The sequence below is a fragment of the Pseudomonas sp. BN417 genome (genome assembly GCF_029871205.1).
GTDB lineage: Bacteria > Pseudomonadota > Gammaproteobacteria > Pseudomonadales > Pseudomonadaceae > Metapseudomonas.
The window spans coordinates 36,549-52,323 of record NZ_SSOJ01000018.1 but is presented as its reverse complement, the minus strand read 5'-3'; the positions used below and the strand labels follow the sequence as shown (position 1 = coordinate 52,323).

Genomic DNA, 15,775 nt, shown 5'->3' with positions numbered 1-15,775 from the left:
CACCCCGAGCGCCAGCATCAGCGACACCAGCAACCTGATCACCCTGGACAACACCGGCATCGCCGATCTGGCCGGCAACACTGGCAGCGGCACCACCGACTCCAACAACTACGCCATCGACACCGTGCGGCCGACCGCGACCATCGTGGTCGCCGACAGCGCCCTCAGTGCCGGTGAAACCTCGCTGGTGACCATTACCTTCAGCGAGGCGGTGAGCGGCTTCACCAACGCCGACCTGACCATCGCCAACGGTACCCTGACCGCGGTCAGCAGCAGCGATGGCGGCATCACCTGGACCGCCACCTTCACCCCGACCGTCGGCATCAGTGACGCCAGCAACCTGATCACCCTGAACAACACCGGAGTCACCGACCTGGCCGGCAACACCGGCAGCGGCACCACCAACTCCAACAACTACAGCATCGACACCGTCCTGCCGACCGCGACCATAGTGATAGCGGACAACGCCTTGAAGGTCGGCGAGACCTCGCTGGTGACCATCACCTTCAGCGAGGCGGTGACCGGCTTCAGCAATGCCGACCTGACGATCGCCAACGGTACCTTGAGCGCGGTGAGCAGCAGCGACGGTGGCATCACCTGGACCGCTACCTTCACCCCGACGGCGGGCATCACCGATACCACCAACCTGATTACCCTGGATAACAGCGGTGTGACCAATGCCTCCGGCAACGCTGGCAGCGGCACCACCGACTCCAACAACTACGCCATCGACACTGTCCGTCCGACCGCGACCATAGTGGTCGCCGACAGTGCCCTGGGCGTGGGCCAGACCTCGTTGGTGACCATCACCTTCAGCGAGGCGGTGAGCGGTTTCACCAACGCCGACCTGACCGTCGCCAACGGCACCTTGAGTGCGGTGAGCAGCAGCGACGGCGGCATCACCTGGACCGCCACCCTGACCCCGGCGGCAGGCATCACCGATACCAGCAACATCATTCAGCTGAACAACAGCGGGATCCAGGACCTGTCCGGCAATGCCGGCAGCGGCACCACCGATTCCAACAATTACGCGGTCGACAGCCAGCGTCCGACCGCCACCATCGTCCTGGCCGACTCGACCCTCAAGGCTGGCGAAACCTCGCTGGTGACCATCACCTTCTCCGAGGCGGTGAGCGGCTTCACCAACGCTGACCTGACCATCGCCAACGGCAGCTTGAGCGCGGTCAGCAGCGGCGACGGCGGTATCACCTGGACCGCCACCTTCACCCCGACAGCGGGTATCACCGACCTGAGCAACCTCATCACCCTGAACAACACCGGCATCACCGACCTGGCCGGCAACAGCGGTACCGGGACCACCAACTCAGCCAACTACACCATCGAAACCGTGGTACCGACGGCTACCCTCGTGATTGCCGACACGGCGTTGAGGGCGGGTGAAAGCACCCTGGTGACCATCACTTTCAGCGAAGCCGTGAGCGGCTTCAGCAACTCCGACCTGACGGTGGCCAACGGCACCCTGAGCGCGGTGAGCAGCAGCGACGGCGGTGTCACCTGGACCGCCACCTTCACCCCGACGACGGGCATCACCGACACCAGCAACGTCATCAGCCTGGACAACAGCGGCGTGACCAACGCCTCCGGCAACGCCGGCAGCGGCACCACCGACTCGAACAACTACGCCATCGACACGGCCCGTCCGACCGCGACTATCGTGGTCACGGACAGCGCCCTGGGAGTGGGCCAGACTTCGCTGGTGACCATCACCTTCAGTGAGGCGGTCAGCGGTTTTACCAACGCGGACCTGACAATCGACAACGGCACCTTGAGTGCCGTCAGCAGCAGCGATGGCGGTATCACCTGGACCGCCACCCTCACCCCGGCAGCAGGCATCACCGATACCAGCAACCTCATCCAGCTGGACAACAGCGGGGTCCAGGACCTGTCCGGCAATGCCGGCAGCGGTGCCACCAGCTCCAACAACTACGCGATCGACACCGTACGGCCCACCGCCAGCATCGTGGTGGCCGATACGGCGTTGAAGGCCGGCGAAACCTCGCTGGTGACCATCACCTTCACTGAAGCCGTGAGCGGCTTCAGCAACGCCGACCTGACCATTGCCAACGGCACGCTGAGCGCGGTCAGCAGCAGCGACGGCGGCATCACCTGGACCGCGACCTTTACCCCGACAGTCGGTATTGCCGACGCCAGCAATCTGATCACCCTGAACAACACCGGGGTCACCGACCTGGCTGGCAATAGCGGAACCGGCACCACGGATTCCAACAACTACGTCATCGATGTCGTGGCCCCCACGGTGACCTCAGTCAACGTACCGGCCAACGGTACCTACGTGGCCGGGCAGAACCTCGATTTCACCGTCAACCTCAGCGAAGCGGTGACCATCGACACTACGGGCGGTACGCCGCGCCTGGCCGTCACCCTGGACTTCGGCGGCACCGTCTTCGCCGACTACCTCAGCGGCTCCGGCAGCACCGCGCTGGTGTTCCGCCTGACCGTCGCCAGCGGGCAGTTCGACGTTAACGGCATCAGCCTCAGCAGCGCCATCCTCGCCAATGGTGCGACCCTGCGCGATGCGCTGGGCAATGACGCCGACCCCAGCCTGAACAACGTCGCCAGCACCGCCGGTGTGCGGGTGGATGCCGTGGCGCCGGGTGTGGCCAGCGTCACCGTACCGACCTGGCTTCAATACAGGGCCGGCGACCTGCAGACCTTCGTGGTCAACGCCAGCGAGGCAGTGTTCGTCAACGGCAGCCCGCGCCTGGCCCTGGACATCGGCGGCAGCACGGCCTTCGCCGACTACCTGTCCGGTTCCGGCAGCAGCGCCCTGGTGTTCCAGTATGTCGTGCAGCCCGGCGACAACGACGCCGACGGCATCACCGTGACCGGCCTGGCCAGCAATGGCGCGACCCTGCGCGATGCCGCCGGCAATGACATGACCCTGAGCCTGAATAACGTGGGCGATACCCGCGGCGTGGTAATCGACACCCGGTTGCCGAGCGCCAGTGGCATAGCGCGAGTCGATGCCAGCCCGACCAATGCGGGCAGCGTGCGCTACACCGTCACCTTCGACGAGGACGTGAGCGGCGTCGACCTGGCCGACTTCAGCCTGGTGACCACCGGGACTGCCAGCGGCAGCCTGGACAGCCTGGTCCAGGTGGATGCCCGCACCTATACCCTGACCGTCAATGGCTTGTCCGGCACTGGTACCCTCGGCCTCGACCTGAATGCCAGCGGCACCGGCATTATCGACGGCGCCCGCAACCCCCTCGGCGGCGGACTGGTGGGCGCCCTGTACAGCCTGGACCGCGATACGCCAACGGTTACCCGCGTGGATGTGCCGGCAAACGGCACCTATGTTGCCGGTCAGCACCTGGACTTCACCGTCAACCTCAGCGAAGCGGTGACGGTCGACACCAGCGGTGGTACCCCGCGCCTCGCCATCACCCTGGAGGGCGGCGGCACCGTCTTCGCCGACTATTTCGGCGGTTCCGGCACCACTGCGTTGGTGTTCCGCCTGACCGTCGCCAGTGGCCAGTTCGACAGCAATGGCATCAGCGTCGGCAGCGCCATCCTGGCCAACGGCGCGACCCTGCGCGACGGCGTGGGCAACGACGCAGTCACCACCCTCAACGGTGTGGGCAGCACCACGGGTGTGCGGGTGGACGCGGTAGTGCCCACCGTGGGCAGCGTCAGCGTGCCGGTGGGCGTGCAATACAACGCCGGCGATGTGCTGACCTTCGTGGTCAACGCCAGCGAGGCGGTCAGCGTCAATGGAATGCCACGCCTGGCCCTGGAGATAGGCGGCAATCCTGTGTTCGCCGACTACGTCGCCGGCTCCGGCAGCAGCACCCTGGTGTTCCAGTATGTCGTGCAGCCCGGCGACAACGACGCCGACGGCATCCATGTGACCGGCCTCGCCGGCAATGGCGCGACCCTGCGCGATGCGGCCGGCAACGCCATGCCCCTGAGCCTGAACGGCATAGGCGACACCAGCGGGGTGATCGTCGACACCACGGCGCCCAGCGCCGACAGCCTGGTTCGCGCCGACGCCTCGCCCACCGCGGCCCGCACCCTGCGTTTCACCCTGACCTTCAGCGAAGACGTCTCCGGCCTGGAGCTCGACTACTTCAGCCTGAACACCACCGGCAATGCCGTCGGCACCCTGCAATCGCTGGTGCAGGTGGACGCGCGGACCTACCAGGTCATCGTCGGCAATGTCGCCGGCAACGGTTCGCTGGGCATCAGCCTGGAAAGCCCTGGCACCGGCATCAGGGATGCCGCCGGGAACCTGCTGGTAGGCAGCCTGGTGGGCGAGAGCTATGTACTCAGCCAGAACGACGGTGACCCGCAGTTCCGCGTCGAATCGCCGGTGAGCATCCCGGAAACACCCAATGTGCCGATCGACATGCTCCTGCCGGGGCCACCGCCGCCGCCCTTCAGCTCGCCGCTGCTGCCGCTGCCGCTGTTCGAAGTGCAGACCCTGGGCAGCGGCTTCCCGACCCTGGGCAGCCTGTTCAGCCACAACGGCGCAGTGGCGCCCAGCTTCATCGCCCAGGTATTCGCCGGCGGCGGGGCCGGTGGAGGCGAGGGCATGGACAGCAGCTTCCTCGGTTTCGGCGGGGGCGACGCCGGGGTATTCGGCACCAGCAACCTGTCCAGCTTCTTCGACAAGGACGTGCCGCAGGATTCCGCCGAGATGAACATTTTCGACGGCAAGCAATGGCGTGGCTCGGGGGAGAGCGGCCAGGGCCAGCGGGGCGGCTTCGGCGCGCCGACGCTGGGCCAGCAACTGCAGGACATCAAGGACAACGAACAACGCCAGCTCGGGGAGCTGGCCTGGGCACTGGGGCAGGTCGGTAGCAACCGGCCCCAGGCGTGATCGGACTCGAATCATAAAAATGTATGTGCCGCGATTAGGGGGCGGACCAAGGATGAGCAGAACAGGGAAATTCTTCAGTGTCAGCGTGCTGGCGCTGGCCATCAGCGGTTGCGCGGTGACCAGCCAGCCCATCGACCGTAGCGTCAGCGAGCAGCGGGCGCGCCAGGACCTGCAGACGATGTTCAAGGACCAGGAACCCGTGAGCGGGCCGCTGACCCTCCACGAGGCCATGGCCCGTGCGGTGAAGTACAACCTCGAAGCGCGCCTGAAGGTGATGGAAGAGGCCCTGGCCAAGCGCCAGGTGGACCTCGCCAGCTTCGACATGCTGCCGCGCATGGCCATGGAAGCCGGCTACGCCGGGCGCAACAATGTCAGCGCCTCGAGCAGCCAGAGCGTGCGCACCGGCACCCAGTCCCTCGAACCGTCCACCTCCCAGGACCGCGACCGTAACGTCGCCGACCTGACCATGGTGTGGAACGTGCTGGACTTCGGCGTCGCCTACGTCAGCGCCAAGCAGCAGGCCGACCAGCGTCTGATCGTCCAGGAGCGCCGCCGCAAGGTGGTCCACACCATCATCCAGGACGTGCGCTCGGCCTACTGGCGAGCGGTGGCCGCCGACCGCCTGCTGAAGCAGATCGACAGCCTGATGGCGCGGGTCGATGAAGCCCGCGACAGCAGCCAGCGCATGAGCCGGGAACGCATCGGCGACCCGGTGCAGGCGCTGGGCTACCAGCGCGCCCTGATCGACGCCACCCGCCAGTTGGAGGAACAGCGCCGCGCCCTGTCCCTGGCCAAGACCGAGCTGGCCGCACTGATCAATCTGCCGCTGAACACCGACTTTACCCTGGCCGCTGCCGACGGCTACCCAGTGCCGGAGCTCAAGGTGGACATCGGCCGTCTCGAAGAAGAAGCCCTGGCCAGCCGCCCCGAACTGCGCGAGCAGGACTACCAGGCACGCATCAGCGCCGCGGAAACCCGCAAGGCCATGCTGCGCTTGCTGCCGGGCCTGGAGTTCTCCGCTGGCGGCCACTACGACAGCAACTCCTTCCTGGTGAACCAGAGCTGGGCCGACTACGGCGTGAAGGTCACCTGGAACCTGTTCAACGCCATTTCCGCACCAGCCGCCATCGACGTCGCCAAGGCCGGCGAGTCCGTCGCCGCTGCCCGCCGCCAGGCCATGTCCATGGCCGTGCTGGCGCAGCTCTACGTGGCCAACGCCAACTTCCACGAAGCCCAACGCCAGTTCCAGACCAACCAGCAACTGGCCGACCTGGATGGCCAGATCGCCGAGCAACTGCGCAACCGCTACAAGACCCAGAGTATCGGCGAACTGGACCTGATCCAGGGCGAACTCAACACCCTCAATGCCCAGCTCCAGCGCGACCTCTCCTACGCCGAATTGCGCAACGCCTACGCCCAGCTCTTCGTCAGCGCCGGCGTCGATCCGCTGCCGGAAACCCTGCCGGACAGCAACCTCAGCACCATCGCCGGCGCGCTGGAAAGCAGCGAATCGCGCTGGGAGAGCGGGGATATCGGAGTGGCGAAGTAGGGTAGAGGGTCGGGGATGAGGGGCCGGGCTCGGTGGAAATCGCTTCGCGGTCTCCACCGAGCCCGGCTAGCGCGAACGCCCCATGCACGCGTCATCTCTCCGTAGGTTGGGCTGAGTTCTGCGAAGCCCAACGGTCCAGACTTCGGAGCCCGGGCCGTTGGGCTTCGCTTCGCTCTGCGCCAACCTACGAGATCGGATCCGCCCGTAACGCAGGTTGCCTGGCTCCGCCCCAAGCCTTAATGCGCATGCCCTTCATCCTCCACCACATCCCCCTCATGCCCATGCACGGGACTTTCCCCGCCGCCGTGCTGGTGCCCCCCACTGCCGGTCACCCATTGGCGGTATTCGGACGCATTCATTGCCGGTAACCGCTGCAGGAAGGCCACCATGCCCCAGATGTGCTCATCACCCATGCTCTTGCCCCAGGCCGGCATGCCGGTGGCCTTGATGCCGTGCTTGATCACCCAGAAGGCCGCCGCCGGGTCGCCGTCCGCACCCTGGCGGGCGAAGTTCGGCGGCGCGGGATAGAGCGCCTGGCTGAGCTCGCTGGCGTCCACACCGGGGGCCAGGTGGCAGCCCACGCACATGGAGTCGTAATTGCCGGCGCCGGCGCGGACCAGCGCTGCGTCATCCAGCGGCGGCACCTGGATATCTCGCGCCCGCACTTCGATGGAGCGGTCCCGCGCGGCGGTGAGGAAGGCGTGCACCAGGGAATAGTGCGGGTCGTCGGCGGCGACGTTCACCATGCCGCTGTAGACCACGCCGCCCACGCCGGCGGCGGCCACCAGGCCAGCGAGGGCCAGGGTCTTTATTGTTCTTTTCATTGAAGGGGTCTCAGAACCAGAAGCGGATACCGGCGACGAAGCGCGCCTCGTCGTTGTCCTCACCTTCCTCGCGGGCGAAGTCGGCGGTGTTGCCGTAATTGCGGTTCCAGGTCACGCCGATGTAGGGCGCGAACTCGCGGACGATCTCATAGCGCAGGCGCAGGCCCACCTCGGTGTTGCCCAGCCCGGAACCCACGCCGCGTTCGTGGTCGTTGCGGCCGTACAGGTTCACCTCTGCGGTGGGCTGCAGGATCAGCCGGTTGGTCAGCAGGATGTCGTAGTCGCCTTCCAGCCGCAGGGCGCTCTGGCCGTTCTCGCCGAAAAAGGCCGTGGCTTCGGTTTCCAGGCCGTACAGGGGCATGCCTTGCACACCGAAGGCCGCCCAGGTCTGCTTTGATCCTGGCTTGAAGTCCTGGCGGACACCAGCCACCAGCTCCCACCAGGGGCTGACGGCGCGACCGTAGAGCGCCTGCACTTCGGCTTCCTCGGTCTTGCCGTTGGCGCGCTCGCCTTCCGTGCGGAACCAGAAACGGTTGATGTCGCGGCCTATCCAGCCCGAAGCATCCCAACTCAGCACGCTGGCGTCGTCGGCGTCCTGGTACTCCAGCTTATCCATCAGGAAGAGGCTGTTGATGCTACCGGTGTGCATCTGGTGGGGAGGCAGCTGCGGGAAGGCGGCGGCGCGGTCGGCCTCGGACGGTACGGGGATGGGTGTGCGGCTGCCATGGCCGGACGGCTGTGCCTGGTCCCTGTCGCCGTGATCCATCTGGCCGTGGTTCATCTGGCTGTGATCCATGGAGCCGTGATCCATGGTTTCGGCTGCCCTCGCGCTACCGGCCGCGGCAAGGGCCACGGCCAGGGCGAGCAGGGCAGGGCGCTTGAGACTACTGGTCATCTTTGCGATCCGTCTTGGGCTTGCCGTCGTGGCCCTGTTGCATGGCGCCGTGGTCCATCTTGCTGTGGTCCATGCCCTGCATCTTGCTGTGATCCATGTTCTGCATCTGGCTGTGGTCCATCTGCCCGTGGTCCATCTGCCCGTGGTCCATCTGTCCATGGCTCATCTGGCCATGGTTCATCGACTGCGCGTCGGCGGCATTGGTTTTCTGCTTGTCACCGGCCCAGGCGGCGGGTGCCAGCAGGGCGAAGGCCAGGGCGGCGGCGGTGAGGGTCTGCATGGCTTTGTTCATTGGTCTCTCCTTCATTCGTCCACGCGGACTTCGCGGAACATGCCCATTTCCATGTGGAAGAGCAGGTGGCAGTGGTAGGCCCAGCGGCCCAGGGCGTCAGCCGTGACGCGGTAGCTGCGTTTCGAGCCGGGCGGAATATCGACGGTGTGCTTGCGCACCAGGAAGTTGCCCGCCTCGTCCTCCAGGTCGCTCCACATACCGTGGAGGTGGATGGGGTGGGTCATCATGGTGTCATTGACCAGGGTGATGCGCAGGCGCTCGCCGTACTTCAGAACCAGCGGTTCTGCGTCGGCAAAGGGAATGCCGTTGAAGGACCAGGAGAAGCGCTCCATGTGCCCCGTGAGGTGCAGTTCGATGGTGCGGCTCGGCTCGCGGCCGTCCGGGTCGGGGAAGGTGCTGCGCAGGTCGGCGTAGGTCAGTACCCGGCGGCCATTGTCACGCAGGCCGATGCCGGGGTCGGCCAGCTTGGGCACGGGCGTCATGGTCTGCATGTCCACCAGCGGGTTGTCGGTTTCCGAGGCGGGATGGGACTGCATCTGGCCGCCCATGCCGGCCATCTTGGAATGGTCCATGCCTGCCGTGCCGGAGTGGTCCATACCGGCCATCTTGGAATGGTCCATGCCTGCCATGCCGGAGTGGTCCATACCGGCCATCTTGGAATGGTCCATGCCGGCCATCTGCGAATGATCCATGCCGGCCATGCCGGAGTGGTCCATGCCCGCCATGTCACCGTGCCCCATGGCGCCGTGGTCCATGCCCATGTCGGCCATGTCGATCAGCGGGCGCGGGTCAGGCTCCGGCACTGGCGCGCTCAGCCCCTCGCGCACGGCCAGGGTGCCGCGGGCGTAACCGGAGCGGTCCATGGACTGGGCGAAAATCGTGTAGGCCTCATCGCCCGCGGGTTCCACCAGCACGTCATAGGTTTCGGCCACGGCGATGCGGAATTCGTCCACGCTCACCGGCTCCACTGGCTGGCCGTCGGCAGCCACCACCGTCATCTTCAGGCCGGGGATGCGCACATCGAAGTAGCTCATGGCCGAGCCGTTGATGAAGCGCAGGCGGATCTTCTCTCCCGGCTGGAACAGTCCCGTCCAGTTGCCGTTCGGCGCCTGGCCGTTGAGCAGGTAGGTGTAGGTGGCGCCGCTGACGTCCGCGAGATCGGTAGGGCTCATCTTCATCTCCGCCCACATCTTGCGGTCGGCCATGGCAGCGGCCCAGCCCTGCTCGCTGACGTCATCGATGAAGTCGCCGACGGTGCGCCTGTGCTGGTTGTAGTAGTCGGACTGCTTCTTCAGCTTGGCCATGACGCGGGCCGGGTCTTCGTCGGTCCAGTCGCTCAGCATCACCACGTAGTCGCGGTCGTACTGGAAGGGTTCCGGCTCCTTCGGGTCGATCACCAGGGGGCCGTACACGCCCACCTGTTCCTGGAAGCCGGAATGGCTGTGGTACCAGTAGGTGCCGTGCTGCTTCACCTGGAAGCGGTACTCGTACATGCCATCCGGGGCGATGCCGGCGAAGCTGAAGCCCGGCACGCCGTCCATGTTGGCCGGCAGGATGATGCCGTGCCAGTGGATGGAGGTGTCCTCGTCCAGGCGATTGCGCACCCGCAGGGTCACGGTGTCGCCCTCGCGCCAGCGCAGCAGCGGGCCGGGCAGGGTGCCGTTGATGGTCTTGGCGAGTCGCGCCTTGCCGGTGAGGTTCACCGGCGTCTCGCCAATGAACAGGTCGAATTCGGTGCCGCTGAGCACCGCGGGCGCGCCTGGGCTGGTCACGGCCCAGACGGGCGTGCGCCACATTCCCAGGCCCCCGAGTATGCCGCCAGCGGCCAGGCCTTTGACGAAGGTCCGCCGCGAGGTTTTGCACTGCATGCCGTTTCAATCCAGTCAGTCGAAAGAGGCACCGCGCAGCCCTGTGGCTGCGCGGTTCGAGAGCAAAACTCTCATATCCGGCGCCGGCGGGTGATTACATTTCTGTCAGCTTGGGAGGGGGAGTGCCAGACGTGGAGACGCGTAGGGTGCGCTGTGCGCACCGGAACCATTGCGCGGAATTTCCGGTGCGCATGGCGCACCCTACGGGACCCAAAGCCCCCCACAGAAGGGAATCTGAAGGGGAGCCCAGCTCACATCCCGTTGGCAAAATCCGCGCGGCTCATATCCACCTCCTGGCGCACGCCACGCATCGCCAGCCCGTAGCTGGCCAGCACCTTCAGCGCCCAGTCCGCGCGTTCGCGGATGCGCTGGTCGTCGGCATCGGCGGCAGCTTCGCCATTCATCACAGCCTCCACCTGGCGCACGATCAGTTGCTCCGGCAGGTAGCACACCCGGCAGTTCTTGTAGCTGGAGGCGCGCAGTTCAGAGAGAGGGTAGGCGCCGCCCTGGCCGGCGGAAACGCCCACCAGCAATGCCGGCTTGTGGCCCAGCTCGCGGTAGCCGGTGTGGACGAAGAAGTTCTTCATTGCCGGGCTGGCCATGCCGTGCCATTCCGGCACGACCATCACCAGCGCGTCCGCTTCGCGCAGGATGGCCGAATGGTCCGCCCACAGGCCGTTGGCATCCTTTTCGGGCCACAGCGGCAGTGGCGCCGAGCCCAGGTCGATGACGCTGGCTGACCCGCACAGGCCCAGCGCCCGCAGGCGCTGGCCGAGGTAGTCCGCCACCTTGGCGGATTGGCTTTGCTTGCGGCTGGAACCGGCCACCAGGGCAATCTTCAGGCTCATTGCGCCAGCTCCTGCTTCGCTTGTTGGGGCCGCACCTTCCGGGTACGCACCAGGGGCCAGAACACTTCTTCCTGCCAGCTCACCGGCCTGAGGTTTTCGATGCCGTAGCTTTGCGGGCGGCGGCGGGTGATCTTTGCGGTGCCGAACAGCACATCCCAGAAGAACAGCAGGTTGCCGAAGTTGCCCTTGTAGTTGGTCACCCCGTCATCGGCACTGAGGCCGTGGTGAGCCGAATGGGTGGCCGGGGTGGAGATGGTGCGTTCCAGCAGCCACATCAGCGGACGCAGGGCTCGAATGCGGTAGAGCTTGCAGTCCCAGGCCACGCTGCTGTGGGCGCCGAAGATCACCAGCATCTTCACGATCAGGTAGACGTAGTAGACCGGTGCCAGGCCGAGGTAGATCAGCAGTCCCGAGAGCCAGATACCCGGCATCAGCAGGTAATAGAAACTGTTGTTGCGGTACACGATGCGGATGCTCATGTACGGCGCCGAATGGTGCGCGCGGTGCAAGGCGTAGAGGAAGGGCACCTTGTGCGCCAGGCGGTGCCACCAGTACTGGGTCATGTCGTCCAGCAGCAGGAACAGACCCAGGCCCGCCAGCCAGTGCAGCCCGGCGATGCTGCCCTTCAGCTCGGGGGCGAAACGATCCATCAGCGCATCGGTGAGGAATAGGACCAATGGGAAGGTAAGCCCCAGCAGCACGGCGGAACCGAATACCTCGATCAAGGCATCGCGCCGTTGCGCTTTAGTCTGGCGGAAGCTGGAACAGGCGATTTCCAGCAGGACGAAGCCGAGGAAAATCCCGGCGACGACGATCACAGGGTTATTGGCGAGCATTGTTGTATTCATGGCAATCTCGATCAGGCCCGACATGGGCATTGCCCGACCAATAAGAAACCAGAAGCGGTGCGCCCCCCATGCGCGAAACGGACAGAAACACCCGAGAAGTGGCCAATCGCACCACCCAGCGCGTCCACCGTGGCCCGCTCGGACAAGTGCTCGAGCGTTACCTGGACAACCATCGCCGCAATGGCCTGGCCGACTACAGCGCAGTGGAGCTGGAGCAACTCTGGCTGGCCGCCGCAGAGGTGGACCCGGCCATCGGCCTGCACCTCTTCGCCCAGTTCACCCCGCAGGATTGGCACGTCCTGGCGCACACCTGCCTGTACTGCGCGGACGTGGCCGGCGCCATCCATTGCTGGCAGCGTTACTCACGGCTGGCTTCCAACATGGACAACCTGCAGCTGATCGAGGATGCCAGCGGCCTGGGGATGCAAATCAGCATCGACGCTCCGCCACGCCTCGGCCAGTTCATGGTGGAGCACTACAGCGTGATGGCCATCACCCAGCTGCGCCGGGGTACCAACAAGCACGTACTGCCCGCCCTGGCCCAGTTCGCCCACGCCCGGCCCAGCTACCACGCCGAGTACCGGCAATGGTTCGGCGAGCGGGTCGAGTTCGGCTGCGGCCACAATCGCCTCTACTACGCTGCCGATACCCTCAGGCTGCCCATGCAGGGCCGGCACGCCGGCATGCTCGAACTGCTCTGCCAGGAGTTGGATCGCCGCATGGCCCGCCATCACCAGCTCAGTGGCTGGGCCGGCAAGGTGGCCGCCAGCGCCCGGCAGCAACTGGCGCGCGGCCAGGTGCCAAGCCTGGAAAGCCAGGCCGAGGCCCTGCACCAGAGCCCCCGCACCCTGCGTCGCCGCCTTGAAGAGCAGGGGCTGACCTTTCGCCAACTGCTCGACCAGGTCCGCGCCGAACTGGAACAGCAACTGGAACTGCAGGGCGAAACCCGCTCCGAAATCGCCTTCCAGCTCGGCTACAGTGATCTCGCCGCCTACCTCCACGCCCGTAAGCGCTGGCAAGCCGAATCCCCTTAGACAAGCTAGTCGCCCCGCGCAACCCAGCCTCCCAAGCCGACGACATTTCCTGCCGGCGCTGCCTTCCTGAACTATCGTTTCCAGACGGCAGCGGTAGGGCGCGCGCCTTTGCCTGGTTCAGGACAACCACCTTTCTGCGGGAGAAGCACCATGCCCATCCGCAACCGTTTCAGTGCCTTTTTGCTTGCTTTGCTGGCCTGTAGCGGCGCCCCGTCCATGGCCGCCACGGATGCCGGCATCTCAGCTGCCGAAGACGACACTGGCCCTACCGCCGGTGTCTCCGCCGCGCCCGAAGCCGCTCCGGCGCCCACCGCCCAGCCCCCGGCGACCCAGGCCGTGTTCAAGCCCGAAGAGCTCGACCAGATGATGGCGCCACTGGCCCTCTACCCGGACTCCCTCCTGGCCCAGGTGCTGATGGCCGCCACCTATCCCGGCAACGTGGCCGACGCCGTGGCCTGGTCCAAGGCGCACCCGGATGTCAGTGGCGACGCTGCCGTGAAGCAGGTGGCCAACCAGCCCTGGGACCCCAGCGTGCAATCGCTCGTGGCCTTCCCGGCGGTGCTCGCCACCCTCGGCCAGGACCCGGCCTGGGTGCAGCGCGTGGGCGATGCCTTCCTCGCCCAGCCCAACGACGTGATGGACTCCGTCCAGCGCCTGCGGCGCCAGGCCCAGGCCGCCGGCAACCTGCAATCCAACGAACAGCAGAAGGTCACGGTGCAAGAGGCGCCGCCGCCCAGCTCTACCACCACCGTAGTGCAACCGGCCGCCAGCACCCAGACCATCATTATCGAGCCCGCTGACCCGCAGGTGGTCTACGTGCCCAGCTACAACCCCACGGTGGTCTATGGCACCTGGGCCTACCCGTCCTATCCGCCGCCTTACTACCCGCCGCCGCCCAGCTACGGCTACCCCATCGCCACCGGCCTGGCAGCGGGCCTGGCCTTCGGCGTCGGCGTGGGCATCGTCAACTCCCTCTGGGGCGACTGCGACTGGGGCGGCGGCGACGTCGATATCGACGTCAACAAGTACAACAACATCAACAGCAACCGGCAGATCGACCGCAGCCAGAACAAGTTCGTCCACAACCCGGTCAACCGTGATGGCGTGCCCTACCGCGATAACCGCAACCGCCAGCAGAACGGCCTGCGCATGTCCGGCGGCGAACAGCGCCAGGCCCTGCGTGGCTATGATGCCCAGCGCACCGCCGAGCGCCAGCGTGCCAGTCAGAGCCTGCAGCAGCGCGGCATCCAGGCCCCGGCCGCGAGCAACCAGCAGGCCCGCGAGAGGGCCCAGGCCGCCACCCGCGATCTGCGCAATGAGCCCCAGGCACGCCAGCGTGCCCAAGCCACCACCCAGCAGCGCCAGCGTGCCCAGGCCAGCGCCCAGCAACGCCCGCGCACGCAGAACAACCAGCAAGTGCGGCAGCAGGCCCGCCAGCAGCAAACGGCTGCCCGGCAGGGGCCGCGCAACAACGCCTTCGCCGGCGCCCGCCAGCCGTCACAGTCCCGGATGTCCGCCAGCCGGGGCGAGGCCAGTCGGCAATCCGCCGCGCGCCCCCAGAAGGCATCCGCTGGCCGACAAGTGCAAAGACCCGCCCACTCGCCGTCACGGGGCGGCGGCGGCCGCCGGCGTTGAGAGGAACTCGACATGACAGTGCTTATCCGCAGCTTCGCCCTTGCCTTGCTGGCCCTACTGACCCCGCTGTGCTGGGCGCAACAGGCCTATCCCACCCCGGAGGCCGCCGCCGAAGCCTTCGTCGCCGCCCTGGGCACGGAAAAGGCCGACGAAGGTCGCCTGGCCGCCCTGCTGGGCGCCGACTGGAAGGACTTCATCCCCATCAAGGGCATCGAGCGCGGGGACGTGGACGCCTTCCTCTCCCATTACCGTGACAAGCACGGCATCCAGGCCGGTCCCAAGGGGCGCGCGCACATAGTGGTCGGCAACGACCCCTGGACCCTGCCCATCCCCCTGGTCCAGGGCAAGGATGGCTGGAGCTTCGACGCCAGGGCGGCCGGCGAGGAAATCCGCCTGCGCCGGATCGGACGTAACGAACTGGCCGCCATCGGGGCCGCCGAGGCCTACCACGACGCGCAGATGGACTACGCCGAAGTCGACCGCAACGGCGACGGCGTGCTCGAGTACGCACAGAAATTCATCAGCAGCGATGGGCAATTCGACGGCCTCTATTGGCCGGAAGAGGAGGGCCTGGAGGAAAGCCCCTTGGGCCCGCTGTTCGGTGACGAGAAGCGCGGCGACGACTGGCACGGCTACCACTTCCGCATCCTCACCGCCCAGGGCCCTTCAGCACCCGGTGGCGCCTACGACTACATGCTGGGCAAGGCCATGAGCCGGGGCTTCGCCCTCGTCGCCTGGCCTGCCCAGTACGGCGACAGCGGCGTGATGAGCTTCATGATCAGCCACGAAGGCGAGATCTTTCAGAAGGACCTCGGCCCCGACAGCGAAAAGGTCGCCAAAGCCATGAAGACCTTCGATCCCGACAGCAGCTGGGATGAAATCCAGACCCAGGGCGCGCCCGACTCGTGATCGCGGAAACGGGCTACGCGATACCTATCGACCTCTGCCGATGGGTATCGCTGCGCTCCACGCCATCCTACGGTCAGTTGTGAGCACGCCAAGAGTTGCGCGAGTGATCACGTAGGATGTGGTAGAGCGAAGCGAAACCCATCAACCCGGCCTCAACGAAAAAGCCGCAGGGGCCATGGGCACCCTGCGGCTTTTCTGGATAAGGTCGG

Annotated in this window: 10 protein-coding genes and 1 pseudogene; 5 read left to right on the top strand and 6 right to left on the bottom strand. The window is 66.3% G+C overall.

The genetic code is table 11. The features are described 5' to 3' along the window. Both E8F11_RS00800 and E8F11_RS00795 read left to right on the top strand, forming a co-directional pair. Window positions 1-4,864 (top strand): Ig-like domain-containing protein (locus E8F11_RS00800; RefSeq protein WP_280286902.1); only part of this gene is annotated, 4,864 nt, incomplete at its 5' end. Window positions 4,865-4,916: 52 nt separating this feature from the next. Next, window positions 4,917-6,413: a TolC family protein gene (locus tag E8F11_RS00795; protein ID WP_280286901.1), complete on the top strand. Its 1,497-nt coding sequence runs from the start codon at window positions 4,917-4,919 to the stop codon at window positions 6,411-6,413. Between the two features lie 269 nt (window positions 6,414-6,682). On the opposite strand, the pseudogene E8F11_RS00790 reads toward E8F11_RS00795, so the two are convergent. From E8F11_RS00790 to E8F11_RS00765, 6 genes and pseudogenes are all read right to left on the bottom strand, one after another. Next, window positions 6,683-7,237: pseudogene (locus E8F11_RS00790) on the bottom strand (cytochrome c); the annotation flags it as partial. A 10-nt stretch (window positions 7,238-7,247) separates the two neighbouring features. Then, complete coding sequence (locus E8F11_RS00785; protein WP_280286900.1) at window positions 7,248-8,132, bottom strand: copper resistance protein B; 885 nt, start codon at window positions 8,130-8,132, stop codon at window positions 7,248-7,250. Then, the gene (locus E8F11_RS00780; RefSeq protein WP_280286899.1) at window positions 8,122-8,424 is read right to left on the bottom strand and encodes a hypothetical protein; all 303 of its coding nucleotides are present in this window, start codon (window positions 8,422-8,424) and stop codon (window positions 8,122-8,124) included. The genes E8F11_RS00785 and E8F11_RS00780 overlap by 11 nt, the downstream gene beginning before the upstream one ends. Before the next feature lie 11 nt (window positions 8,425-8,435). Beyond that, the gene (locus E8F11_RS00775; RefSeq protein ID WP_280286898.1) at window positions 8,436-10,292 is read right to left on the bottom strand and encodes a copper resistance system multicopper oxidase; all 1,857 of its coding nucleotides are present in this window, start codon (window positions 10,290-10,292) and stop codon (window positions 8,436-8,438) included. Between the two features lie 251 nt (window positions 10,293-10,543). Continuing rightward, window positions 10,544-11,140, bottom strand: a complete 597-nt coding sequence (locus E8F11_RS00770; RefSeq protein ID WP_280286897.1) for an NAD(P)H-dependent oxidoreductase — start codon at window positions 11,138-11,140, stop codon at window positions 10,544-10,546. Further along, window positions 11,137-11,988, bottom strand: a complete 852-nt coding sequence (locus tag E8F11_RS00765) for a sterol desaturase family protein (protein ID WP_280286896.1) — start codon at window positions 11,986-11,988, stop codon at window positions 11,137-11,139. The genes E8F11_RS00770 and E8F11_RS00765 overlap by 4 nt, the downstream gene beginning before the upstream one ends. 68 nt (window positions 11,989-12,056) lie before the next feature. On the opposite strand from E8F11_RS00765, the gene E8F11_RS00760 reads away from it, so the two are divergent. The 3 genes from E8F11_RS00760 to E8F11_RS00750 all read left to right on the top strand — a co-directional run bounded on the left by E8F11_RS00760 (window position 12,057) and on the right by E8F11_RS00750 (window position 15,566). Next, the gene (locus tag E8F11_RS00760; protein WP_280286895.1) at window positions 12,057-13,022 is read left to right on the top strand and encodes an AraC family transcriptional regulator ligand-binding domain-containing protein; all 966 of its coding nucleotides are present in this window, start codon (window positions 12,057-12,059) and stop codon (window positions 13,020-13,022) included. Window positions 13,023-13,172: 150 nt separating this feature from the next. After that, window positions 13,173-14,657 (top strand): DUF3300 domain-containing protein, encoded by a 1,485-nt coding sequence (locus tag E8F11_RS00755; RefSeq protein WP_280286894.1) that lies wholly within the window; start codon window positions 13,173-13,175, stop codon window positions 14,655-14,657. A 12-nt stretch (window positions 14,658-14,669) separates the two neighbouring features. After that, window positions 14,670-15,566 carry a DUF2950 domain-containing protein gene (locus E8F11_RS00750; RefSeq protein WP_280286893.1) on the top strand — a complete coding sequence of 299 codons (897 nt, stop codon included), beginning with the start codon at window positions 14,670-14,672 and terminating at the stop codon, window positions 15,564-15,566. Window positions 15,567-15,775: the final 209 nt, after the last annotated feature.

Bases quoted from the DNA above. Each gene is read 5' to 3' on its own strand.
- E8F11_RS00795 (WP_280286901.1), top strand. From the start codon at position 4,917: ATGAGCAGAACAGGGAAATTCTTCAGTGTCAGCGTGCTGGCGCTGGCC.
- E8F11_RS00785 (WP_280286900.1), bottom strand. From the start codon at position 8,132: ATGACCAGTAGTCTCAAGCGCCCTGCCCTGCTCGCCCTGGCCGTGGCC.
- E8F11_RS00780 (WP_280286899.1), bottom strand. From the start codon at position 8,424: ATGAACAAAGCCATGCAGACCCTCACCGCCGCCGCCCTGGCCTTCGCC.
- E8F11_RS00775 (WP_280286898.1), bottom strand. From the start codon at position 10,292: ATGCAGTGCAAAACCTCGCGGCGGACCTTCGTCAAAGGCCTGGCCGCT.
- E8F11_RS00770 (WP_280286897.1), bottom strand. From the start codon at position 11,140: ATGAGCCTGAAGATTGCCCTGGTGGCCGGTTCCAGCCGCAAGCAAAGC.
- E8F11_RS00765 (WP_280286896.1), bottom strand. From the start codon at position 11,988: ATGAATACAACAATGCTCGCCAATAACCCTGTGATCGTCGTCGCCGGG.
- E8F11_RS00760 (WP_280286895.1), top strand. From the start codon at position 12,057: ATGCGCGAAACGGACAGAAACACCCGAGAAGTGGCCAATCGCACCACC.
- E8F11_RS00755 (WP_280286894.1), top strand. From the start codon at position 13,173: ATGCCCATCCGCAACCGTTTCAGTGCCTTTTTGCTTGCTTTGCTGGCC.
- E8F11_RS00750 (WP_280286893.1), top strand. From the start codon at position 14,670: ATGACAGTGCTTATCCGCAGCTTCGCCCTTGCCTTGCTGGCCCTACTG.